Annotated in this window: 22 protein-coding genes and 1 tRNA gene; 10 read left to right on the top strand and 13 right to left on the bottom strand. The window is 66.2% G+C overall.

The annotated features are described in order from the left end of the window. Nucleotides 1-13: 13 nt before the first annotated feature. From MFF26_RS05145 to MFF26_RS05135, 3 genes are all read left to right on the top strand, one after another. Nucleotides 14-400, top strand: coding sequence for a response regulator (locus MFF26_RS05145; RefSeq protein ID WP_137829111.1), 387 nt, complete (start codon nt 14-16; stop codon nt 398-400). A gap of 305 nt (nt 401-705) precedes the next feature. Next, entirely contained in the window at nt 706-2,001 is a 1,296-nt protein-coding gene (locus MFF26_RS05140; protein WP_137829110.1) for an O-acetylhomoserine aminocarboxypropyltransferase/cysteine synthase family protein, read from the top strand. A 5-nt stretch (nt 2,002-2,006) separates the two neighbouring features. After that, entirely contained in the window at nt 2,007-2,546 is a 540-nt protein-coding gene (locus MFF26_RS05135) for a L,D-transpeptidase family protein (protein WP_137829109.1), read from the top strand. Between the two features lie 15 nt (nt 2,547-2,561). On the opposite strand, the gene MFF26_RS05130 is transcribed toward MFF26_RS05135, so the two are convergent. Next, nucleotides 2,562-3,398: a DUF6662 family protein gene (locus tag MFF26_RS05130; RefSeq protein ID WP_137829153.1), complete on the bottom strand. Its 837-nt coding sequence runs from the start codon at nt 3,396-3,398 to the stop codon at nt 2,562-2,564. Between the two features lie 479 nt (nt 3,399-3,877). Here MFF26_RS05130 and MFF26_RS05125 point away from each other — a divergent pair, with 479 nt between their 5' ends. Continuing rightward, nucleotides 3,878-4,891 carry a zinc-dependent alcohol dehydrogenase family protein gene (locus MFF26_RS05125; protein WP_137829108.1) on the top strand — a complete coding sequence of 338 codons (1,014 nt, stop codon included), beginning with the start codon at nt 3,878-3,880 and terminating at the stop codon, nt 4,889-4,891. Between the two features lie 26 nt (nt 4,892-4,917). On the opposite strand, the gene MFF26_RS05120 is transcribed toward MFF26_RS05125, so the two are convergent. From MFF26_RS05120 to MFF26_RS05105, 4 genes are all read right to left on the bottom strand, one after another. Further along, nucleotides 4,918-5,652, bottom strand: a complete 735-nt coding sequence (locus MFF26_RS05120; RefSeq protein ID WP_137829107.1) for an RNA methyltransferase — start codon at nt 5,650-5,652, stop codon at nt 4,918-4,920. Between the two features lie 51 nt (nt 5,653-5,703). Beyond that, on the bottom strand, nt 5,704-6,003 hold the full coding sequence (locus tag MFF26_RS05115; protein WP_137829106.1) for a type II toxin-antitoxin system RelE/ParE family toxin: 300 nt from the start codon (nt 6,001-6,003) through the stop codon (nt 5,704-5,706). After that, entirely contained in the window at nt 6,000-6,269 is a 270-nt protein-coding gene (locus tag MFF26_RS05110) for a type II toxin-antitoxin system ParD family antitoxin (RefSeq protein ID WP_137829152.1), read from the bottom strand. Before MFF26_RS05110 ends, MFF26_RS05115 begins: the two co-directional genes overlap by 4 nt. A gap of 104 nt (nt 6,270-6,373) precedes the next feature. After that, nucleotides 6,374-6,922: a formaldehyde-activating enzyme gene (locus tag MFF26_RS05105; RefSeq protein WP_137829105.1), complete on the bottom strand. Its 549-nt coding sequence runs from the start codon at nt 6,920-6,922 to the stop codon at nt 6,374-6,376. A 326-nt stretch (nt 6,923-7,248) separates the two neighbouring features. Between MFF26_RS05105 and MFF26_RS05100 the strand changes: the two genes are divergently transcribed. After that, complete coding sequence (locus MFF26_RS05100) at nt 7,249-8,460, top strand: NADP-dependent isocitrate dehydrogenase (protein WP_137829104.1); 1,212 nt, start codon at nt 7,249-7,251, stop codon at nt 8,458-8,460. 49 nt (nt 8,461-8,509) lie between these two features. Here MFF26_RS05100 and MFF26_RS05095 read toward each other — a convergent pair whose 3' ends face one another. The 3 genes from MFF26_RS05095 to glgX all read right to left on the bottom strand — a co-directional run bounded on the left by MFF26_RS05095 (nt 8,510) and on the right by glgX (nt 12,859). Then, a complete protein-coding gene (locus tag MFF26_RS05095) occupies nt 8,510-8,827 on the bottom strand; it encodes a plasmid stabilization protein (protein ID WP_137829103.1) in 318 nt (105 codons plus the stop codon). A gap of 26 nt (nt 8,828-8,853) precedes the next feature. Then, nucleotides 8,854-10,449, bottom strand: coding sequence for a histidine kinase famiy protein (locus tag MFF26_RS05090; RefSeq protein WP_238307680.1), 1,596 nt, complete (start codon nt 10,447-10,449; stop codon nt 8,854-8,856). Between the two features lie 139 nt (nt 10,450-10,588). Then, nucleotides 10,589-12,859 (bottom strand): glycogen debranching protein GlgX, encoded by a 2,271-nt coding sequence (glgX, locus tag MFF26_RS05085; RefSeq protein ID WP_137829151.1) that lies wholly within the window; start codon nt 12,857-12,859, stop codon nt 10,589-10,591. A gap of 254 nt (nt 12,860-13,113) precedes the next feature. On the opposite strand from glgX, the gene MFF26_RS05080 reads away from it, so the two are divergent. The 3 genes from MFF26_RS05080 (at nt 13,114) to MFF26_RS05070 (ending at nt 15,586) form a co-directional block, all read left to right on the top strand. Continuing rightward, nucleotides 13,114-13,884: an SHOCT domain-containing protein gene (locus tag MFF26_RS05080; protein ID WP_137829101.1), complete on the top strand. Its 771-nt coding sequence runs from the start codon at nt 13,114-13,116 to the stop codon at nt 13,882-13,884. Between the two features lie 140 nt (nt 13,885-14,024). Next, nucleotides 14,025-15,089: a spore photoproduct lyase family protein gene (locus tag MFF26_RS05075; protein WP_238307678.1), complete on the top strand. Its 1,065-nt coding sequence runs from the start codon at nt 14,025-14,027 to the stop codon at nt 15,087-15,089. Between the two features lie 20 nt (nt 15,090-15,109). Beyond that, complete coding sequence (locus MFF26_RS05070; protein ID WP_238307677.1) at nt 15,110-15,586, top strand: nucleoside deaminase; 477 nt, start codon at nt 15,110-15,112, stop codon at nt 15,584-15,586. Between the two features lie 28 nt (nt 15,587-15,614). Here the strand turns inward: MFF26_RS05070 and MFF26_RS05065 are convergent, their stop codons facing one another. From MFF26_RS05065 to MFF26_RS05055, 3 genes are all read right to left on the bottom strand, one after another. After that, complete coding sequence (locus tag MFF26_RS05065; protein ID WP_171015452.1) at nt 15,615-15,926, bottom strand: ETC complex I subunit; 312 nt, start codon at nt 15,924-15,926, stop codon at nt 15,615-15,617. Nucleotides 15,927-15,955: 29 nt separating this feature from the next. Next, a tRNA-Pro gene (locus tag MFF26_RS05060) sits at nt 15,956-16,032 on the bottom strand. A gap of 73 nt (nt 16,033-16,105) precedes the next feature. Continuing rightward, nucleotides 16,106-16,297 carry a hypothetical protein gene (locus tag MFF26_RS05055; protein ID WP_238307676.1) on the bottom strand — a complete coding sequence of 64 codons (192 nt, stop codon included), beginning with the start codon at nt 16,295-16,297 and terminating at the stop codon, nt 16,106-16,108. A 201-nt stretch (nt 16,298-16,498) separates the two neighbouring features. On the opposite strand from MFF26_RS05055, the gene MFF26_RS05050 reads away from it, so the two are divergent. After that, the gene (locus MFF26_RS05050) at nt 16,499-17,206 is read left to right on the top strand and encodes a glutathione binding-like protein (protein ID WP_137829096.1); all 708 of its coding nucleotides are present in this window, start codon (nt 16,499-16,501) and stop codon (nt 17,204-17,206) included. Between the two features lie 208 nt (nt 17,207-17,414). Here the strand turns inward: MFF26_RS05050 and MFF26_RS05045 are convergent, their stop codons facing one another. Beyond that, complete coding sequence (locus tag MFF26_RS05045) at nt 17,415-18,281, bottom strand: NAD(P)-dependent oxidoreductase (protein ID WP_137829095.1); 867 nt, start codon at nt 18,279-18,281, stop codon at nt 17,415-17,417. Between the two features lie 14 nt (nt 18,282-18,295). Continuing rightward, nucleotides 18,296-19,303: an alpha/beta fold hydrolase gene (locus MFF26_RS05040; protein ID WP_137829094.1), complete on the bottom strand. Its 1,008-nt coding sequence runs from the start codon at nt 19,301-19,303 to the stop codon at nt 18,296-18,298. Between the two features lie 86 nt (nt 19,304-19,389). Here MFF26_RS05040 and MFF26_RS05035 point away from each other — a divergent pair, with 86 nt between their 5' ends. After that, the gene (locus tag MFF26_RS05035) at nt 19,390-20,754 is read left to right on the top strand and encodes an MFS transporter (RefSeq protein WP_238307717.1); all 1,365 of its coding nucleotides are present in this window, start codon (nt 19,390-19,392) and stop codon (nt 20,752-20,754) included. The last annotated feature ends 15 nt before the right edge of the window (nt 20,755-20,769 follow it).

Below are 20,769 nucleotides of genomic sequence, written 5' to 3'. Positions count from 1 at the left end.
GTTTGCATCCGCGATGACAGAAGACACCACAGCGCAACCCGTCGTCCTCCTCGTCGAAGACGATGGCCTGCTGCTGATGGAAGCGTCCGACACCCTGGCCGAGGCCGGCTTCTCCGTCCTGGAGGCGCCGCATGCCGACCGGGCGCTCGATGTGTTGAAGGACCGGCCGGACGTCGGGATTCTGATGACCGACGTCGATATGCCGATGGGATCGATGGACGGCTTTGCCCTCGCCCGTCTCGTGGCCCATCGGTGGCCCGAGATTCCGGTCCTGATCGTTTCGGGCATGGGCACGCCCGGCCCGGGGGATATGCCGGAGGGCGCGCGCTTCATTCCCAAGCCCTACGCGCCGACCATGCTGGTCCGCACCCTCAAGGCCTGCCTCAAGCGCGCCGCCTGAGGCCGCGAACGTTCACGTCCGCTAACGACCGGCTGGCATCGCCTCGACAACACCATCCTATCGGGGCCGCACACGAACGACCCCGATCCAGGCGTGATGCGTGGTTCACGCAGGATGTCTGGTCGTCTCCCGAGTCGCCGCGCTCGCAACATTCTGACAGGACGGTGCCGAGCCGGTCCGAAGTCCTGACGCTGCCACGCTCGCGATGCATCCCAGCGTCGCAGACCCGTTCCGCACCGGCGGGGTTCCACCGGGAGGCTTTTCGCGGCAGAAGACCGGCCACACCGTTCTTGTCAGGTCGCACCATGAGCCCGGAGCCGAAAACCTACCGTCTTGCCACGCAGGCGGTCCATGCCGGGGCCGCTCCCGATCCCGCCACGGGCGCGCGCGTGCAGCCGATCTACTTCACCAACGGCTTCGTCTTCGACTCCACCGAGCAGGCCGCCGACATCTTCGCGATGCGCAAGACCGGCTTCTCGTACTCGCGCGGCTCGAACCCGACCGTGGCCGCGCTGGAGCGCCGGGTGGCGGCGTTGGAAGGCGCCAAGGCGGCCGTCGCCGTCTCCTCGGGCCAGTCGGCCGTGCTCCTCGTGATGATGACGCTGATGCAGTCGGGCGATGCCTACGTCGCCTCGCCGCGCCTGTTCGGCGGCTCCCTCGGCCTGATGCGCCGGCTCGACGGTCGCTACGATCTGAAGCCGCAATTCGCCACCGACCTGACGCCCGAAGCTTTCGAGCGGGCGATCACGCCGGAGACCAAGGCGATCATCTGCGAGTCGATCGTCAATCCCTGCGCCACCGTGATGGACATCGAGGGGATCGCCGCGGTCGCCAAGCGGCACGGCCTACCCCTCGTCATCGACAACACCCTCGCCTCCCCGGCCCTCATCCGCCCGATCGCGTATGGCGCGGATATCGTCGTGCACTCGACCTCGAAGTTCCTCGGCGGCTCGGGGCAGGTGATTGGCGGCATGATCTGCGACGGCGGCACGTTCGATTGGGCATCGAAGGGCTCGCGCTACAATCTCATCAACGATCCCTGGCCCGATTATGACGGGTTGATCGTCAGCGAGCGCTTCCCCGAGACGCCCTTCGCCGTGGCCTGCCGCCTGTTCGGCCTGCGCGATCTCGGCCCCGGCCTCTCGCCCATGAACGCCTTCCTGACGCTGACCGGCATCGAGACCCTGCCGCTGCGCATGGAACGTCACTGCGCCAACGCCAAGCGGATCGCGGCCTTCCTCAAGGACCATCCTGCGGTGGAATGGGTCAGCTATCCGGCCCTGCCGGGCCAGACCGGTGAGGAACTGGCCAACCGATACTGTCCGCAGGGTCCGGGCTCGATCTTCACCTTCGCGCTGAAGGGCGGCGAGCCGGCGGCGCTCGCCTTCATCGCCGCGCTCGAACTCGTCTCGCACCTCGTGAATATCGGGGAGATCAAGACGCTGGCGATCCACCCGGCCACCACCACCCACCGGCAGCTGCGCCCCGAGGAGCGTGCGGCGGCCTGCGTCGGTCCCGAGACCGTGCGGCTATCGATCGGCCTCGAAGATCCCGAGGACCTGATCGCCGATATCGAGCAGGCTCTGGCGAAGATCGGCTGATTCCGATGCGCCGTCGCATCGTCGTCGCCGTCACCCTGATCGGGCTCGGCGCGGGTGGTGTCGCCGTGGCGGAGTTTCTCCAGATCGGCCGCACCGAGCCCCCGCTGCTGCCCGAACCGGAGCGGGCCGACCGAATTTTGGTCGAGAAGGCGGCTCGCCGCCTGACGCTTCTTCGGGGCGAGCAGGTGCTGGCCACCTATCCGGTTTCCCTCGGCTTCACGCCGGCCGGCCCAAAGACCCGCGAGGGCGACGGGCGTACGCCCGAGGGGATCTATTCAATCGCCTTCCGCAATCCGAAAAGCGTCGCCCATCTCTCCCTCAAGGTGTCCTACCCCTCCCCTGCCGATGCGGCGGCGGCACAGGCTCGCGGTGAGGCGCCCGGCGGCGACATCATGGTCCACGGCCTGATGAACGGATTCTCCTGGGCCGGTCGCCTCCACCGCATGATGGACTGGACGCAGGGCTGCATCGGCGTGACCAATGCCGAGATGCGGGAGATCTATGCCCGCGTCGATGTCGGCACGCCCATCGAGATCAGACCCTGATCTGCGTTCACCGTTCTAGAAATGCGTGCCCACGCGTAGCCGCACCTGATGCCGGTCGAAATTGGTCAGGTCGCGATCCTCACCCGCGCGCGCCTCACTTCCCGAAATCTGCGTGCCCCAGGTGAACGACATCCAGGTCTCCTCCGTCAGTTCCTTGTAGACGGTCGGCCCGAGATAGACGGCTTGGCCGACGAAACGGTCGAGGCCCAGCCCGGAATAGGCACGGAGATACCGAGCCTCCATGCCGAGGAAGAGGCCCGGCACGATGCGCTTGGCCAAGGCACCCGAAATTTCGAGATTTGAGGCCTGTTGATCGCCCGCGATCCCGTCGATCCGTGACCGGCCCAACGCGTAGACGATGTTCAAGCCGGCGACGACGTCACCGGGTACGATCTCCCGGTCCATCAGCAAACCCGCCTCGATCGATAAGCCGCGGGCGCCGAGACCGGTGGCCGCGTCGAGCCGGCTCGCACCGACGACCGTGTTGAGCGTGAGCCCGAACGGCGCTTCCGCCCGGGTCCAGAGCCGCGCCCGGGTCTCGACGAACCCACCCGCCAAGGCGGCAACCTCCCGATCGTCCAGACCCGGTACGCCGCGCATCCGGTAGCCGGCGAAGGCGAGACCGGGCGCGAGGCGGAAACGGTCGCTCAACGGCACCTTCAGGACCAGCGCGGAATCCACCGCTCGGAAGGAGCCGCCGCGCTTGCCGAGCCGCGCCGTGGTCTCGGATTCGAGCTCCTTCTCCGGCGGCGCACCGATATCCGATCCCTCCGTGAAGCCGAACAGATGCTCGGTATCAACGCCATGATCCGAGGCTGCGCCGGGCCCGGCGAAAAGGCAAACCCAAGCCATAAGAAGGGTGGACCGGACGAACGGGCGGTTCACGGCGACCTCGCTGCGGATAAATATGCATCTTGCTATAACTGATAGATCACACAAAAAGATACAGTCAACGCTGATTACGTGCGGATGCGGTTGGCGAGCGACGCGCCTGGGGTTAGCCGGACGTGCGCATACGTCTCCCACACGCGACTCTGGCCACAGGACCTCCGACTTCGCGTATTTTCCACATGATCGAATTCAGCGTAAGCATTCATTCGAATACGAATAATGATATGTGTTAATTGTGGGCCAAATAGAAACTGCCATGACCGAATCTTTGAGGCTATTGATCTCAGATATTTAGCGTCAAAGATATCCCAAGCGATCGTATCCGCTTCTTCGCCGATGATGGCGGCGCGGGGTACATCGATGCGGCGGTGGCGGAAAGGTCGCCAAGGAGGCGCTTTTTCCCCATATGCGATCGCGACGCCAAGCAGGGAACAGATGCGATGCGCGCTTACGAGATGTCCGCCGCCAAGGGGCTCGACAGTTGGAGCCTCGTCGAGCGGCCCGCGCCCGAGCCCGGCCGTGGGCAGGTGCTGGTGCGCATGCGCGCCGCCTCGCTCAATTATCGCGATCTGCTGATCGCGCAGAATCGCTATCCTTTCGCGATCAATCTCGACCGGTTGATTCCCGTCTCGGACGGAGCGGGCGAGGTCGTCGGGGTCGGCGAGGGCGTGCGCCGCTTCAAGGGTGGCGAGCGGGTCGCCGGGATCTTCTCGCAGAGCTGGCTCGGCGGGGCGCAGGTCGATGACATGTGGCAGACCGCCCTGGGCGGCGCGGTCGACGGAGTGCTGACAGAGTATCATGTGTTCGATGCCGACGGGCTCGTGCGGTTGCCGGATGGATTGAGCTTCGAGGAGGGAGCGACGCTCCCCTGTGCGGCGGTGACCGCCTGGAATTCCCTCTACGGCTGCAAGCCGTTGAAAGCGGGCGAGACCGTGCTGGCCCTCGGTACAGGCGGCGTGTCGGTGTTCGCGATCCAATTCGCGAAGGCTGCGGGTGCGCGGGTGATCGCCACCTCATCCAGCGACGCCAAGCTCGCGAAAGCGAAGGCCCTCGGCGCCCACGAGACGATCAATTACACTGCGCATCCCGATTGGGAGCTGGAGGTGCGCCGCCTGACCGGCGGCGCGGGTGTCGATCATGTGGTGGAAGTCGGCGGAACCGGCACGTTGCCCCGCTCCATCGCCTCGACCAGGGCCGGCGGCCATATCGGTCTCATCGGTCTTCTGGCGGAAGGCGAAGCGATCGATCCCCTGGCGATCCTCGGCGCGAGCTGCCTCGTGCGCGGCGTCGCCGTCGGCTCGCGGGAAATGTTCGAGGACATGAACCGGGCCATCGCCCTGCACGACATCAAGCCGGTTGTCGATCGGACCTTCGCTTTCGAAGAGGCACCGGCGGCTCTGGCCGCGCTCGCCGAGGCGAGCCATGTCGGCAAGATCGTGATCCGCATCGGGTGATCGCCGAAGGCGACCGATGACGGGGCTTACTCGCCGCGGGTGCCGCCCGACCGGGCGAGCGCCCGCAGCGCACCGCGGAACGTCCGCACGTCCTGCTCGGTCATGCTCATGCGATGGAGCATGTCCCGCATGTTGCGGGCGATGATGTCGCGCTTCTCCGGCGGGTAGAAGCCGACCCCGTCCAACGTCGCCTCGAGGCTCGCAAACAGCGACAGCAGCGCTTCCCGCGTGGCCGGGGGCGACAGCATCTCCCCGGAGAACCGCAGGGTGGCCAGCCCTGCGGCACGGCGCCATTCGTAGCCCATCAGCAGCACGGCCTGGGCGAGATTGAGCGAGGGGAATTCTTCCGTCACCGGGAAGGTCACGATGGCATCCGCGAGCGACACCTCGTCGTTGGTCAGCCCGACCCGCTCGCGCCCGAACATCAGCCCGACCCGCTCACCGGCGGAGATCCGCCCGGCGACCTCCGCCATGGCCGGCTCCGGCGCGAAGACACGCTTCATCTGCCCGCGCTCGCGGGCGGTGGTCGCGAGCAGGCACTGCAAGTCGGCGATGGCGTCGGGCAAAGTGGCGAAAACCTTCGCCTCGTCGAGCACATGCGTCGCGCCGGAGGCAGCCTCCCGCACGCCCTTCTTCGGCCAACCGTTCTTGGGCGCGACCAACCGCAGCTCGGAGAGGCCAAAATTCGCCATGGCGCGGGCGGTCATGCCGATGTTCTCGGCAAGCTGCGGCTCGACCAGGATGATGATGGGGGCGGTCATGGGGCTTCGTTCGCGCGGCGTGTTCGAGGGCGGTGCACGCGCGTGATGTCATCAATCCGTGGCGAGAGCCATAGTATCCCAGTCCTGCGCACCATTCAGAATATGAAGGATCTCAATCCGACATTCCCGAATTCGATAGAAAATCAGGTAGGATTTGTGGACACGCTTGCGGATCCCGCGGGAGCGATAACGTTCGACGAGGGGAAAACCTTCGGGAGCGTCTACGATTTGCTCGGCACAGTCGACGAGTTCATCGACAAAGGCCATGGCCCGACGTGGATTGTCACGAGCGATGTAATCGCCAATCGACTCGAGGTCAGCCTGAGCCGCCTGTGAGAAGACGACCTTCATCCCCTCCGCGCCGATGTCGTATCCAGGGCAGCGTATTTGGTGATCAGGCGCGCGCGCACCTCATCTGCATCGATGACACGGCCGGCATCGATATCCGAGATTCCGCGATCGAGGGCGGCGTCGAGCGCGGCCAAGCGCTTCTCTCGCTCCTCAATCAGCCTCACACCTTCACGCAGGACATCGGATCGGGAGCTGTAACGGCCCTCGCGTACGAGGGACGCAACATAACCTTCGAGATGGGGACCGAGATCGGCGCTGCTGGGCATGGGCCTCTCGCTGAGACGGTGAGTTCCGACGATACCCGTGATCGATGCGCTGTCCAAGCCGCGCGCACCGCCGGCCAAGCCGGCGGCGCAACAGTTCAAAAAGATCAGATCTTACCGTCGAGGCCCATCTGGTAATATTTGTGGACGATCTTATCCTGGTTCTCCAGGAGCCAGTCGATCGACGGCTCGTTGGTCATGGCCTTGCGGATCGCCTCGGTCATGCCGCGGCGCTGAATGTCGAACAGGGCCTTGTGATCGATGTTTTGGTCCTGAATCACGCCGGGGCTCAGCCAGACCGAGCAGATGATGCCGAGATCGTTGGCCTTTTCCTTGGGAATGTAACCGGCGCGCACGGCATCGAGCACGCCGTTGGCGATGGCGTATTGGACCGTGCCCATCAGGATCGAGGTGTACTTGTTCTCGGTCACGCTCACCTTGGACACGCAGAGCGTGACCGGGCGAACCATGATATCCGTGTTCAGGAGCGCGAAGACGCGGGAGTGACCCACCACCTGATCGCCGGTCAGCGTTGCGAGCGCGGTTCCGACCGGTCCGTCGAGCTCGCCGATGATGACCTCCGGCTCGGAGGCCGTGTTGGGCGGGCCGCCGGCGACGAGGGCTTCGCCGGCGCGCAGGATGATGCGGTCGCTCATGGTGTCTCCTTCAGGTCTTGAACCGGCCCGGGTCGTCGCAGCGCCGGATAGGTTTGTCCAGGCCGGGTAAAGCGAGGCCGGTCTGTGCGCTTGTCCGGGAGCGACACCGGTTTGAATCCCGTCGTCCGAATTGGCGCGGTTCTCGCGTGCCCCGTGCAGAGCCGCCCGGAAGCGGGACGGTGACAGAATCGCGCCTCCGAAACAGGTGATCGCAGCCCGGCTTTGTCGAGGTGGTGCGGTGCGTTATAGGGGCGCCGACGAGGTTCCGGGAACGCGCGGGACGGCAACCGGCCGGGCACGCGGCACCGGGTCACTGAGGGACCGACATGGCGAAGATCAAGGTGGCCAATCCGGTCGTCGAGCTCGACGGCGATGAGATGACCCGGATCATCTGGGCGGAGATCAAGAACAAGCTCATCCACCCCTACCTCGATCTCGATCTCGATTATTACGATCTCGGCGTCGAACACCGCGACGCGACGAACGATCAGGTCACGGTCGATGCCGCGGAGGCGATCAAGCGCCACGGCGTCGGTGTGAAATGCGCCACGATCACGCCGGACGAGGCCCGCGTCGAGGAGTTCAAGCTCAAGGAGATGTGGCGGTCGCCCAACGGCACGATCCGCAACATCCTCGGCGGCGTAATCTTCCGTGAGCCGATCATCTGCTCGAACGTGCCGCGCCTCGTTCCGGGTTGGACCCAGCCCTTCGTCATCGGCCGCCACGCCTACGGCGACCAGTACCGCGCCACCGACTTCAAGGTGCCGGGCAAGGGCCGGCTAACGATCAAGTTCGAGGGCGATGACGGCACCGTCATCGAGAAGGAAGTGTTCAAGTTCCCCGAGGCCGGCGTCGCGATGTCGATGTACAACCTCGATCAATCGATCATCGATTTTGCCCGTGCGTCGTTCAACTACGGCCTGGCGCGCAAGTACCCGGTCTACCTGTCCACCAAGAACACCATCCTCAAGGTCTATGATGGGCGCTTCAAGGATCTGTTCCAGAAGGTGTTCGACGAGGAGTTCAAGTCGAAATTCCAGAGCCTCGGCCTCGTCTACGAGCACCGTCTGATCGATGACATGGTGGCGTCCTGCCTCAAATGGTCGGGCGGGTATGTCTGGGCGTGTAAGAACTACGACGGCGACGTGCAGTCGGACACCGCGGCGCAGGGCTTCGGCTCGCTGGGCCTGATGACCTCGGTTCTGATGACGCCGGACGGCCAGACCGTGGAGGCCGAGGCCGCCCACGGCACGGTGACCCGCCATTACCGCGAGCACCAGAAGGGCAAGGCGACCTCGACCAACTCCATCGCCTCGATCTTCGCCTGGACCCGCGGCTTGTCGCACCGGGCCAAGCTCGACGACAACGGCGAATTGGCCAAGTTCGCCGCGACGCTGGAGAAGGTCTGCGTCGACACCGTCGAGGCCGGTCACATGACGAAGGATCTCGCGCTGCTCGTCGGCCCGGACCAGAAGTGGCTCACCACCAACGGCTTCCTCGACAAGGTCGACGAGAACCTCAAGGCCGCGATGGCCTGAAGACAGATGCCCGAACCCTCCCCCATGCCGGGGAGGGCTCGGGCCGGTCTTAGCCGGCCTTCTCTGCAGCGTTGCGCTTGCGCGTCTCGGCGGCTTTCTTCGCTGAGGCCGAGCGTTGTTCGGGCGTCCGCGAGGCTGATGCCGTGCCGCCGCTTCGGCCGCCCTTGTGGGCCGCCGGATGTCCCGTCGACTTGCCACGGCCGGAGCCGCCGGGCTTCTTGCCGCCGCCGTCATCCTTGTTGACCGTGGCCCAGGCACGGGACTCGGCCTCCTTCTCAGGCACGCCGCGCGCCTCGTAGGATTCGGCGATATGTTCGGCCTTGCGGACCTGCTTGTCGGTGTATTTCCCTTTGTCGCCGCGGGCCATCGATCTCTCCCGTCAGTCGGCGCCGCTCACGTCGTCGGCGCGTCGAGGATTGTCCGTATCCGCCGGATCAAGTCGGCGCGGCGGTACGGCTTGTTCAAGATCTCGAACTCCGGGCGGGGCAATCCGGTTCGTTCCAGGCTGGCCTCAGCGTAGCCCGTCGCGAGCAGGACCCGCAGCGAGGGGCGGCGACGGCGGGCCTCGCGGGCCAGCGTCAACCCGTCCATTCCCGGCATGATCAGATCGGAGAACAGAAGATCGATCTCGGGGTGATCGTCGAGAATCTCCAGCGCCTCGCGTCCATGGCGGGCCAGGAGCGTGCCGTAGCCGTAATCGCGCAGGATGGCGCGGGCGAGTTCGGCGACGTCGGCGCGATCGTCCACGACGAGGACCGTCTCGCTGCCCCCCTGTGGCTCGGGCGACGCGACGTTGGACGCCGAACGCTCCTCGGTGCGGGTTTCTTCGCTTGCCGGAAACAGAAGGCGGACGGTGGTGCCCTCGCCGACGACGGATTCGATCTGGACGGTGCCGCCGGACTGCTTGGCGAAGCCGTAGACCATGGACAACCCGAGCCCTGTACCCTTCCCCTCCTCCTTGGTGGTGAAGAACGGATCCATCACCCGGGCGAGCACATCCGAGGGTATGCCCGATCCCGTATCGGAGATCTCGACGGCAACGCACCGCGACCCGCCGGGGGCAGACGGTTCGCAATTGCGGGTCGCGATGCCGACGCGCCCTCCCTCCGGCATGGCATCGCGGGCATTGATGAGGATGTTGAGGAGAGCGACTTCCGCCTGGGTGGGATCGAGGCGGCAGGGCCAGAGGCCGGGGGCGAGATCCGTCCTGATGGTGATCGTCTCGCCGAGGGTGCGCTCCGCGAGTTGGCGCATTTCCTCGACCAAAGCATTCAGATTGATGGTTCGCCCCTCGAGCCGCTGCTTACGGGCAAAGGATAGAAGCTGTTGCGTCAGCGTCGAGGCACGCTCCGCAGCCTCGCGGATATTGCCGACGGCGCGGGTCATCCGGCCGCGGTCGGCATCGGGGCGGTCGAGATTCGTCGCCAGCGAATCCGCGTAGCCAAGAATGACTTGCAGCAGATTGTTGAAATCGTGGGCGATGCCGCCGGTCAGCTGGCCGATCGCTTCCATCTTCTGCGCCTGATGCAGCGATTCCTCCGCTTGCCGGCGGCGGGTGATGTCGAGCTGCGAGCCGAAGAAGTATACGAGGTCGCCGGCGGCATTGTAGACCGGGCTGACGAACAACGCGTTCCAGAAGGTCGAGCCGTCCTTCCGATAATTCTGGAGTTCGAGGGCGATATCCGTCTGGTCCGCAATCGCTGCTTTCAGCCGCGCCTTGGCCTCGGGATCGGTGTTCGGTCCCTGCAGGAAGCGGCAATTGCGGCCGATGACCTCGGACTTGTCGTAGCCCGTCATCGTCAGGAAGGCTTGGTTGACGAAGACGATCGGCTGGTCGGGCAGGTTCGGATCGACCACCGTCATCGGCATGCGCGTCATCTCGACGGCGGCGAAGAAAATGCTGCTGCCGGACTCGAATTCACGACCGCGGATGCTGGCCTCGACGCGCGGATGAGCGCCGTGGGACGGCTTCTCGGGAATGTCGGTCATCGGAAAGCCGTTCTCCCACGGGATCGTTCACGGGTATCGCCGCGCTCGTCCCTCGCAAGTCGCTTGGCATACCTTACTGCCAAACCCTCTTGGCATGCCGGGCGGGGCGCCGTGAGTCCCCCCACCCGGCAAACCGGACTTACTCCTCCGTATCGATGCCGAAACGCACGCTCTCGACATTCGCGCGCTCGAACGCCTGCATCACGAACTGGTACGAACGCTCGGTCGCGCTGTGCTCGCCGTCCGGGCTCTCGTCGGGCTTGAGCACGAACATCAGCATCGACCGTCCCGTCACCGAGTAGGTCTCGCCGACCTTAAAGCTCGCCACGTCCTGGTCATCGGGCAGGTTGGTGTCGAGGAGCCGCGTCCAGGCGGTCCCGCCCGGCGTGTCCGGGAAGGTGAAGCCGACGACGTCGTGATAGGCGTTGTAGAACAGGAGCAGGGTCGCATCCTCTCCGCGCCGGTGGATGCCCGAGGCCTGGGCGCGACCGTCGAGTAGCACCGCGAGCGAACGGGAATTGCCGTCGTTCCAGTTCTCCGGCGCCATCTCGGTGCCCGCAGGCGTCAGCCACGTCACGTCCTTGACGCCGAACTCCTCGTCGTAGGCGCCCGTCACGAAGCGTCCGCGCGAGAGCATCGGCAGGGCGTTGCGCAGGAGGATCAGGCGCTGGGTGAACTCGGCGAGATCCCGCTCCTCCTCGCCGATCGCGCCCCAATCCACCCAGGACACCTCGTTGTCCTGACAATAGGCGTTGTTGTTCCCCTGCTGCGTCCGAGCGAACTCGTCGCCCGCAAGCAACATCGGCGTGCCCTTCGAGAGGAACAGCGTCGCGAGGAGATTGCGCATCTGGCGCAGACGGACCGAACGGATCGCCGGATCGTCAGTCGGACCTTCAACGCCGTAATTGTAGGAGAGGTTGTGACCGTGGCCGTCACGGTTATCCTCGCCATTGGCCATGTTGTGCTTCTCGTTGTACGAGACCGTGTCGTTCAACGTGAAGCCGTCATGGGCCGTGATGAAGTTGACCGAGGCCCAGGGCCGGCGGCCGCGCTTGTTGAACTTGTCGGCCGACGCGGTGATGCGCGAGGCGAGACCCGGCAGAAGACCTCCGTCGCCCTTCCAGTACCCCCGGACGTCGTCGCGAAAACGGTCGTTCCACTCGGCCCAGCCGGGAGGGAAGCCGCCGACCTGATAACCGCCGGGACCGCAATCCCACGGCTCGGCGATGAGCTTGACGTCGTTGAGCACCGGGTCCTGGCGGCAGGTATCGAGGAAGCCGCCGCCCTCGTCGAAGCCGTAGGGTTCCCGGCCCAGGATCGTCGCGAGATCGAAGCGGAAACCGTCGACCCGCATCTCGGTCGCCCAGTAGCGCAGGGAGTCGGTCACGAGCTGCAACACCCGCGGATGGGACAGGTTGAAGGTGTTCCCGGTGCCGGTGTCGTTGATGTAGTAGCGCGGCTGGTTCGGCAGCAGGCGGTAATAGGAGGCGTTGTCGACGCCCTTGAAAGAGAGGGTCGGGCCCTTCTCATTGCCCTCGGCCGTGTGGTTGTAGACCACGTCGAGGATCACCTCGAGGCCGGCGCCGTGCATGCGCGCCACCATCTCCTTGAACTCGGAGAAGGCGAAGTCCGCCACCGCCGCGTAGCGCCGGGCGGGGGTGAAAAACGAGATCGTGTTGTAGCCCCAGTAATTGATGAGGTCCTTCTGCTGCAGGTAATCGTCCTGCACGAAGGAGTGAACCGGCAGGAGCTCGACCGACGTGACGCCGAGACTTTTGATGTAGTCGAGGACCGCCGGGTGACCCATGCCGGCATAGGTACCGCGATGCTTCTCCGGCACCGCCGGATGCAGCTTGGTGAAGCCCTTCACATGGGTTTCATAGATGATCGTGCGCTCCCACGGCACGCGGGGCTTCTCGTCGCGACCCCAGGTGAAGGCCGGGTCGATCACTCGTGAGCGGCGGGTGTAGGGCGCGGAATCGCGATCATCGAAGGTCAGGTCGTCGCCCGTCTCCATCTTGTAGCCGAAGAGGGCCGGGTTCCACTGGATCGTGCCGACCAAGCCCTTGGCATAGGGGTCGATCAGCAACTTGTTCGGGTTGAAGCGATGACCGGCCTCCGGCTCGTAGGGGCCGTGAACCCGGTAGCCGTAGATCGTGCCCGGCCGCGCGTCCGGCAGGTAACCGTGCCACACCTCGTCCGTATATTCGGGCAGCTCGATCCGCTCGATCTCCTTCTCGCCCGCATCGTCGAACAGGCAGAGCTCGACCTTGGTGGCGTGGGCCGAGAACAGCGCGAAATTCACACCGCGTCCGTCCCAGGTGGCGCCGCGGGGGTGAGGCGAGCCTTCGCGAATGCGCGAGCGCGCGACGCGGGGCTTGGGGCTCGCAGTCCTGTCCTGATCGGCCATCGTCATTCCAATTGTCACCGTGGCGGGCCCTGAGCGGCGGCCCCGTCGCGTCAGTGAACGTTCACGCCACGGCGAAGCTCCCCCGTGGCGTGGCGTTGCAGCAATTATTTCCGTCCTTGCCGCGTCGGCGAACCGATGCGTCACCGCTTCGCCGGACGGGCCAGAGCGAAACTCCTGATGCGCGAGGGCGTTTCACGCTGCGGTCGAAGATCGACGCGGCGCGGCCGGGCGTCGGACGAGAAGCGGGGACCATCATGCGTGACGACGCGTCCGAGCGGCGGACGAACCTTTCGACGATCGCGGACCGCCACGGCGTGAGCATCGAGGCGGTGCAGCATCTCATCCGTGCCTTGGAAGCCGGTCACGGCACGATGGCCCAGTTCGACCATCCCGAACTGGGCGGACTCGGCCAGTGGTCGCGCGGCGGCATGATCATGGTCGGCCGCATGAACGACCACGCGCTCCGGGCGAAAATCGATGCCCTCTGTACCGAACTCGCTGCGACGCTTCCGCTGCCGGAAACGCATGGCGTGCCCGGGGCCGGGAATTGGTGGCCGGACGGCCTCGGCGTGCCGTCGAGCGTCGGCGCGCAAGGCGGCACGCGTTACGCCTTCTTTCCGGCCAGCCGCCGGCTCGCGGTCGAGACCAACGGCCGCGTCGCACTCTACGATCTGGGCGACCGGGAAGTGACCGGCGTTTCCCAGCAGCAGGGTGGCAGCGCCTCGTTCCGCTTCAGCGGACCGACCGGGAGCTTCGCGCTGCAGGACCTCAAGCCGATCGACTCGGAACCCGTCAGCCCGCCCCCGGAGGGCTCGCCGCGAGCGAAACCGGATGAGGCCGTCGGATCGCCCGGCGGAGCGGTTGCGGTCCCGGCGCGATCGGAGCCGATCCCGGCGCGTCAGCCGACCACGGATTCCGAAGAAATCCTGACGATTCTAGAGCGGCTCGCGGAGCTCCACCGCAAGGGCGTCCTCACCGACGCAGAGTTCGCCGACAAGAAGACGCAGATGCTGGCGCGGATCTGACCGAAGGCGATCGTTCGACGCTCGACATCTCTTCGAGCGCTCGCCCTGTTCGCGGCCCGGAACGAAGGCTGGGCACATTTGCGCACAGCCTCTTCGCCGCAGCACCGGACCCGCAACGCCCGAAGCGCCATATCACCATCATGGCCGACCGCGCGCTTCTCGATATCGATCGTATCTTCCTCGAACCCGCCGTCCCGAGCTTCCCGCGTGGCCGGGAGATCCTGGCTCGGTACCCCGAGGCCGAGCGCGTCGAAGTCCCCTCGCACTGGAACATTCCCTCGCTGCACGGGAACGAGGGCTCGGTCGAGGACTGGGTCCGGATCAAGCGCTCGACGCTGGTGCTCGGCGTCAAGAAGGGGCTCACGATGCGCCCGAACGGACGCTCGGCCCACTTCATCGCGCCGTCGATCTCCAACGGCTGCGCCATGGCCTGCGCCTATTGCTACGTGCCGCGCCGCAAAGGTTTCTCGAACCCGATCTCCCTGTTCGTCAATATCGAGGCGGTCGCCGCCGCGATCACGCGTCATGCGGCCAAGCAGGGGCCGTTGGCGGAGCCTGATCTATTCGATGAGGCGGCCTGGGTCTACGATCTCGGCGAGAACGGCGACCTCTCCGTCGATGCCATGATCTGCGACAATGTCCGCGACCTCGTCGCCCTGTTCCGGGGTCTGCCGAATGCCAAAGCCTCGTTCGCCACCAAATGGGTCAACCGAGAGCTTCTGGATTATGACCCGCAAGGACGCACCCGGATCCGCTTCTCGCTGATGCCAGCCCGGATCGCCAAGATCGTCGACGTCCGAACGGCGCCGATCGCGGAGCGGATCGCGGCCATCGACGACTTTCTCGCCGCCGGCTACGAGGTCCACGTCAATTTTTCGCCCGTCATCCTCTACGAAGGCTGGGAGGCGGATTGGGCGGAGCTCTTCGCCGAGATCGACGACCGCTTGTCGGAGGCCGCCAAACGCCAGCTCAAATGCGAGATCATCATGCTGACCCACAATGCGGGTCTGCACGCGGTCAATCTCGGCTGGCACCCGAAGGCGGAGGCCCTGCTGTGGCGTCCGGACATCCAGGAGACCAAGCGCTCCGAGGGCGGGGGCGACAATCTGCGCTACCGCACCGGCTGGAAGGGGAAGTGGCTCACGCGCTTCCGCGCGTTGCTTGCCGAGCGGCTGCCATATTGCACGGTGCGCTACGCGTTCTGAGCCACGGATAGGATGACGACATGAGCGAGGACGGGAACGATCACGCGGCCTATCTGCGTGAGGCGGTCGAGATCGCACGGGCGAACGTGGCGGAGGGGGGACGGCCCTACGGGGCCGTGATCGTGCGCGACGGGGAGGTGGTGGCCCGGGCCGCGAATGGCATCCACAAAAGCCACGATCCAACCGATCATGCCGAGATGGCGGCCCTTCGCGCGGCGAGCCAACGGCTCGGACGACCGAAGCTCGATGGCAGCATCGTCTATGCCAGCGGGCAGCCCTGCCCGATGTGCCACGCGGCGATGCGGCTCGCGGGCGTCGAGCGCGGCTATTACGCCTTCACGGCGAAGGAGGCGGAGGCGGAGGGCCTGCTGAGTGCCGGAATCTACGCCGAACTGTGCCGACCGGCCGACGAGCAGCCGATGCGGGTATCGTATCTGCAGCTGCCGGGCGAGGCGAACGTGTTCCGCGAATGGGCGGAGCGAAACCGCAACGGGTGAGACGCTCGGAACGGACCGCGCCCGACCCTCAGTGGGTCCAGGGCGCGGTGCGGTTGAATTTGAAATTGTCAGAATAGGAGAGGCCCTTCCGGATGACCGGGGGCTTCGATTCCTCGACGCGGTACGCGATGCCCTGGGCTTTGGCGTAGGCCACTGCCTCCTCGGCCGTGTCGAATTCCAGCCGCACCTGCTGCAGCATGTCCGACGAGCCGGTCCAGCCCATGAGCGGATCGGTCTCGCGCGGGGCGGTCTGATCGAACTCCAAAAGCCATTGCTTGGTGCGCGCCAGCCCGGATTGCGACGGATCCTTGGCGGGGCGATAGATGCGGGCGCTCGACATCGGACGGTTCGACGACTCCGGGAAGGGCATGGTCGGGGCGATAGGATTCGAACCTACGACCCTCTGCTCCCAAAGCAGATGCGCTACCAGACTGCGCTACACCCCGACACCCTGACGGGCCCGATGGAGATACCGCCTCGGCTCCTTCCGGGCAAGCAAGGCCTGATCTCGATTCGTCCTTACACGAGAATATCGAGGAGGCGCTTCTCCGCTTCGAGGGAGGATTTCAGCACGGCGGTGTTGATCGCCACGTCGATCTTCGCCTCGACCGTGCCCACCACCGCAGCGGTGGGATCGGTCGCGGATTGGGGGGATGCGACGCGCGCCGCCGCGCCGTCGAAGCGCTGAAAGGCCGCGCTCAGGCCCGCCATGCTCGTGGATACCGCCGAGACCATTGCTCCCTCACCTCCTGCGCCGGATCGAGAGAGACACGGGGTGCTTGAAGCTTCCCTTACCCGCGAGCGGACAAGTCGCGCTTTCATTCGAGCTTGACCGGGCCTGCAGGCGTTCCCACTTCGCCGCCACCCCTGCCGCCGCCCCGTTCCCTGGGGCGCGGACTGACGAGGCTTCCCATGATCGATCTACATTACTGGCCGACCCCGAACGGCCATAAGGTGACGCTGTTTCTGGAAGAGGTCGGCCTACCCTACCGAATCCATCCGGTGGATATCGGCAAGGGTGCGCAATTCGAGCCGGCATTCCTGAAGATCGCGCCGAACAACCGCATGCCGGCCATCGTCGATCACGAGCCGGTCGATGGCGGCGCGCCGGTCTCCCTGTTCGAGTCCGGGGCGATCCTGCTCTACCTCGCCGAGAAGACGGGCCGTTTCCTTCCCGGCGACCTGCGCGGCCGAGCCGAAGTGCTGCAATGGCTGTTCTGGCAGATGGGCGGCCTGGGGCCGATGCTCGGCCAGAACCACCATTTCTCGCAATATGCCCCGGAGAAGATTCCCTACGCCATCGACCGGTACGTCAAGGAAACCAATCGACTCTACGGCGTCCTCGACCGGCACCTCGCCGACCGCGCCTTCGTGGCCGGCTCCGACTACACGATTGCCGACATGGCGGCCTATCCCTGGATCGTGCCGTGGGAGAAGCAGGGTCAGTCCCTCGACGATCACCCCCACCTGAAGCGGTGGTTCGAGGCCATCGCCGCGCGCCCGGCGACGAAAGCGGCCTACGCCAAGGCCGTTGAGGCCAATCCGAACCACGGTCAGCCGATGAGCGAGGATGCCAAGAAGGTGATGTTCGGCCAGACGGCGGCCAACACGAAACGGTAGCCGCGGGGATTAGCGGGTCGACATCGTCACCGAATGTCGCTGACCCATGGGGAGACGGCAGGGCGCGCGATGGCCTGCCGTCATGGAGAAGCCGAGCCTGAGCGGTTCCTACCGTCCCGCTCGGGCTCGCAACGGAAGTCCAGCGAAAGGACGCGCAGCCAGACGATTACGGGCCCTCCCGGAATTTTACGAACGTCGGGCTAGTAACTCACCGCCCGCTGCGCCGCGCCGCCACGGTCGCCAAAGCGGCAAAATCCCGGTCGCCGTCGCCGTGGGCGATGGCATCCAGCAGATTGTCGCGCAGGACGCTGGCGAAGGGCATCGGTACGGCGGCCGCCTCGCCCGCTTCGAGGGCAAGGCGCACGTCCTTGAGACCGAGGCGCATCGTGAAGCCCGGCGGCTCGTAGCGCCCTTCCATGATCATCGCGCCGTAGTTCTTGTAGACCGGCGAGGCGAACAGCGTGCTCGTCAGCATGCCGAGAACGTCGGCCCCGGCAACGCCGTGGCCCTCGGCGAAGGCCGCGGCCTCACCCATCGCCTCGATGGCCGAAATCAGCAGGAAATTGCCGGCGAGCTTGACCGCATTGGCCTTCTCGGGCTCGGACCCGAAGCGCCAGGTTTTCGTGCCCATGGCGTCGAAGAGGGGCTGCACCGGGGTGATCGCGTCGTCCGCACCTGCGGCGATGATGTTGAGCGCGCCGTTCGCCGCCGCATCCGGTCGACCGAAGACCGGGGCGGACACGTAGGCAACGCCCGCCCGCTCATGCACCGCCGCCAACTCCTTGGCGAGAGCCACCGAGATCGTTGACATGCCGACATGCACCGCAGGACGCGCCGCACCGTCGAGCAATCCGCCCTCGATGACCACGGCGCGCAGGGCCGCATCATCGGCCAGCATGGTGATCGCGGCATCGCCCGAGAAAGCCTCGGCGGGGCTGCCCACAACCTCCGCTCCCTCGACGGCGCGGGCCGCCTCGGGGGAGCGGTTCCACACCCTGACGCGATGACCGGCGCCGACGAGCCGCGCCGCCATGGCCCGGCCCATTCGGCCAAGCCCGATGAAACCGACATCCATCTCCGTCTCCCGCGTCAGTTCCGGTCCAGGAAATCGAGCACCAGCCCGTTGAACATGTCGGTCGCCTCCATGTGGACGAGGTGGCCGACATTGGCGATGACCTCCGCGCGGCCATTGGGCATCCGCGCGGCGAGCGCCCGGGCATGGGCCGTGTTGTCACCCATCCCCGCCCGCAACTCCGGCGGCGCGAAGGGTTTGCCGGGCGCGTTGCGGTCGTTGGCGCCCATCACGAACAGCGTCGGCGCCTTGACGAGGGGGATCTCGTGGACGACCGGCTGGCCCCAGATCGCCTGATAGGATTGCACGAAGGAGCGCAGCCAGCGGGGATACTCGCCCGAGCCCTTCACCCGTTCGCGGATCTGAACGAAGGGTTCGATGGCCGAGGCCGGGAGCGAGAGGCTGTAGCTCGTCATGAGCTGCTTGCGGTAGGCGTCCGCGGTCAGCTCGCCCTCGCGGGTAAGGAGCAGGTCGTCGGAGACCGGAGGCACCGTGAAGCGGTAATCCTCCAGACCGATCGGCGCCTCGAGCACCAGGGCATTGACCCGCTGCGGGTAATTTCGCGCCATGCGCACGCCCAGCATCCCACCCATGGAATGGGCGACGACGTCGAAGCGCTGGAGGCCGAGAGAATCGGCCAGTGCGACGGTTTCGGCGGCCATCCGGTCGAAGGTGAAGGGCTTGACCGGCTTGGACGACTTGCCGAATCCGAGCTGATCCGGAACGACGACCCGATAGCCGCCTTCCGCCAGGGCGCGGATCACCGGCTCCCAGTAGCTGGAAGGGAAGTTGCGGCCGTGCAGCAGAAAAACCGTGCGGCCATTGGCGTTCCCCGTCGGGGCGACGTCCATGTAGGCAAGGCGCTGCGCCTCGTGATCGCGGCTCAGCGGCAAGTACTTCACCGGATGGGGATAGGCGAAGCCTTCGAGCGCGATGCCGAGCGGGACATCCGTCCCCTCCTGGGCGGAGGCCGGCGACGCGGTCAGGGCCAGCGCCAGCAGCGCCAGGGCGGAAATGGAACGCATGAGGACTCCTTGGTCGATTGGATACAGATAGGGCGGCGCCCGTGCCCGCGCCTCCCCGACCGCGCTTCTGGTGGGGCAAGACGCTGATGCGGCCGGTCGGTTCGGACGGATTGCCGCCTCGGGAACGCCTCCTGGCGTTCTCGGCGATGGCGCTTGCCATGACCATGGCGGTTCTCGACGGTGCCATCGTCAATGTCGCGCTGCCCGTCATCGCCCGCGATCTCGGCGTCGCCGCGCCGGAGGCCATCTTTCTGGTCAACGCCTACCAGATCGCGGTCACCGCGGCGCTCCTTCCGCTGGCGACCCTGGGCGAGAGCCTGGGCTACCGCCGGATCTACCTCATCGGTCTCGCGACCTTCACGGCGGCCTCGCTGGCCTGCGCCGTGGCGCCCGATCTCACGAGTCTCACGGCGGCGCGCGTGGTCCAGGGATTGGGGGCGGCCGGGATCATGAGCGTCAACACCGCCCTCGTGCGCTTCATCTATCCGCATCGGCTGCTCGGGCGGGGTGTCGGCAACGTGGCCCTGGTGGTCGCCGTCGCCTCCGCAGCCGGACCGACGATCGCCGCGGCGGTGCTCTCCGTTGCGGACTGGCCCTGGCTGTTCCTCATCAATCTCCCGGTGGGCCTCCTGGCCCTGGCTCTCGGTTCGCGGACGCTGCCGGACACGCAGCGCTCGCCGCACATCTTCGATCTAAAGGGCGCGGCGCTGAACGCCCTGACCGTCGGTCTGCTGATCGTCGGCCTGGACGGGCTCGGCGATCCGAACCGACGCAGTCTTGCCCTGGCAAGCGTCGCCGCATCCCTCATCGTCGGCGCCGTGTTCGTGCGCAGCCAATTGCAGCTCACCCGGCCGCTCCTGCCCCTGGACCTGCTGCGGATTCCCGCCTTCGCCCTCTCAATGGTTGCCTCGATCTGTGCCTTCGCGGCGCAGATGGTCGCTTACGTCGCCCTGCCCTTCTACTTCCATGACGGTCTCGGCCTGTCGGTGGCGCAGACCGGATTCCTGCTGACGCCATGGCCCTGTGCCATCGCCATCGCCGCCCCGCTTTCCGGACGGCTCGCCGACCGCTACCCCCCGGGGCTGCTCGGCGCTCTCGGCCTCGTCCTTTTGGCCTTCGGCATCACGTCGCTGGCGCTGCTGCCGTCCCAGCCGGCGACCCTCGACATCGTCTGGCGGTTGACGCTCGCGGGCATCGGGTTCGGACTGTTTCAGTCGCCCAACAACAAGATCATCATCACCAGCGCGCCGCGGGAACGGAGCGGCGGGGCAAGCGGCATGCAATCGAGCGCCCGCCTTGTCGGCCAGTCGCTGGGCGCCGCGCTGGTGGCGGTCGCCTTCGGCCTGACGGCCGGAGGACCGTCCGCCGCCTTCACGCCGACGCTCTGGTGCGCGGTCGCTCTGGCCCTGATAGGCGCCGTCGCCAGCGGTCTGCGGCGGACCAAGAGCTGACCCATCGCCGCCGCG

This window comes from Methylorubrum suomiense, from assembly GCF_022179765.1.
Taxonomy (GTDB): Bacteria; Pseudomonadota; Alphaproteobacteria; order Rhizobiales; family Beijerinckiaceae; genus Methylobacterium; species Methylobacterium suomiense.
This window is presented reverse-complemented; position numbering and strand designations above follow the sequence as displayed.

Excerpts from the sequence above, each read along its gene's own strand:
- MFF26_RS05125 (WP_137829108.1), top strand. The coding sequence starts at position 3,878 with ATGCGCGCTTACGAGATGTCCGCCGCCAAGGGGCTCGACAGTTGGAGC.
- MFF26_RS05045 (WP_137829095.1), bottom strand. The coding sequence starts at position 18,281 with ATGGATGTCGGTTTCATCGGGCTTGGCCGAATGGGCCGGGCCATGGCG.
- glgX (WP_137829151.1), bottom strand. The coding sequence starts at position 12,859 with ATGGCCGATCAGGACAGGACTGCGAGCCCCAAGCCCCGCGTCGCGCGC.
- MFF26_RS05055 (WP_238307676.1), bottom strand. The coding sequence starts at position 16,297 with ATGGCGGGCCTGAGCGCGGCCTTTCAGCGCTTCGACGGCGCGGCGGCG.
- MFF26_RS05145 (WP_137829111.1), top strand. The coding sequence starts at position 14 with ATGACAGAAGACACCACAGCGCAACCCGTCGTCCTCCTCGTCGAAGAC.
- MFF26_RS05135 (WP_137829109.1), top strand. The coding sequence starts at position 2,007 with ATGCGCCGTCGCATCGTCGTCGCCGTCACCCTGATCGGGCTCGGCGCG.
- MFF26_RS05090 (WP_238307680.1), bottom strand. The coding sequence starts at position 10,449 with ATGACCGACATTCCCGAGAAGCCGTCCCACGGCGCTCATCCGCGCGTC.
- MFF26_RS05110 (WP_137829152.1), bottom strand. The coding sequence starts at position 6,269 with ATGCCCAGCAGCGCCGATCTCGGTCCCCATCTCGAAGGTTATGTTGCG.
- MFF26_RS05075 (WP_238307678.1), top strand. The coding sequence starts at position 14,025 with ATGGCCGACCGCGCGCTTCTCGATATCGATCGTATCTTCCTCGAACCC.
- MFF26_RS05140 (WP_137829110.1), top strand. The coding sequence starts at position 706 with ATGAGCCCGGAGCCGAAAACCTACCGTCTTGCCACGCAGGCGGTCCAT.
- MFF26_RS05050 (WP_137829096.1), top strand. The coding sequence starts at position 16,499 with ATGATCGATCTACATTACTGGCCGACCCCGAACGGCCATAAGGTGACG.
- MFF26_RS05080 (WP_137829101.1), top strand. The coding sequence starts at position 13,114 with ATGCGTGACGACGCGTCCGAGCGGCGGACGAACCTTTCGACGATCGCG.
- MFF26_RS05130 (WP_137829153.1), bottom strand. The coding sequence starts at position 3,398 with ATGGCTTGGGTTTGCCTTTTCGCCGGGCCCGGCGCAGCCTCGGATCAT.
- MFF26_RS05095 (WP_137829103.1), bottom strand. The coding sequence starts at position 8,827 with ATGGCCCGCGGCGACAAAGGGAAATACACCGACAAGCAGGTCCGCAAG.
- MFF26_RS05120 (WP_137829107.1), bottom strand. The coding sequence starts at position 5,652 with ATGACCGCCCCCATCATCATCCTGGTCGAGCCGCAGCTTGCCGAGAAC.
- MFF26_RS05070 (WP_238307677.1), top strand. The coding sequence starts at position 15,110 with ATGAGCGAGGACGGGAACGATCACGCGGCCTATCTGCGTGAGGCGGTC.
- MFF26_RS05105 (WP_137829105.1), bottom strand. The coding sequence starts at position 6,922 with ATGAGCGACCGCATCATCCTGCGCGCCGGCGAAGCCCTCGTCGCCGGC.
- MFF26_RS05100 (WP_137829104.1), top strand. The coding sequence starts at position 7,249 with ATGGCGAAGATCAAGGTGGCCAATCCGGTCGTCGAGCTCGACGGCGAT.
- MFF26_RS05115 (WP_137829106.1), bottom strand. The coding sequence starts at position 6,003 with ATGAAGGTCGTCTTCTCACAGGCGGCTCAGGCTGACCTCGAGTCGATT.
- MFF26_RS05065 (WP_171015452.1), bottom strand. The coding sequence starts at position 15,926 with ATGTCGAGCGCCCGCATCTATCGCCCCGCCAAGGATCCGTCGCAATCC.
- MFF26_RS05035 (WP_238307717.1), top strand. The coding sequence starts at position 19,390 with ATGCGGCCGGTCGGTTCGGACGGATTGCCGCCTCGGGAACGCCTCCTG.
- MFF26_RS05040 (WP_137829094.1), bottom strand. The coding sequence starts at position 19,303 with ATGCGTTCCATTTCCGCCCTGGCGCTGCTGGCGCTGGCCCTGACCGCG.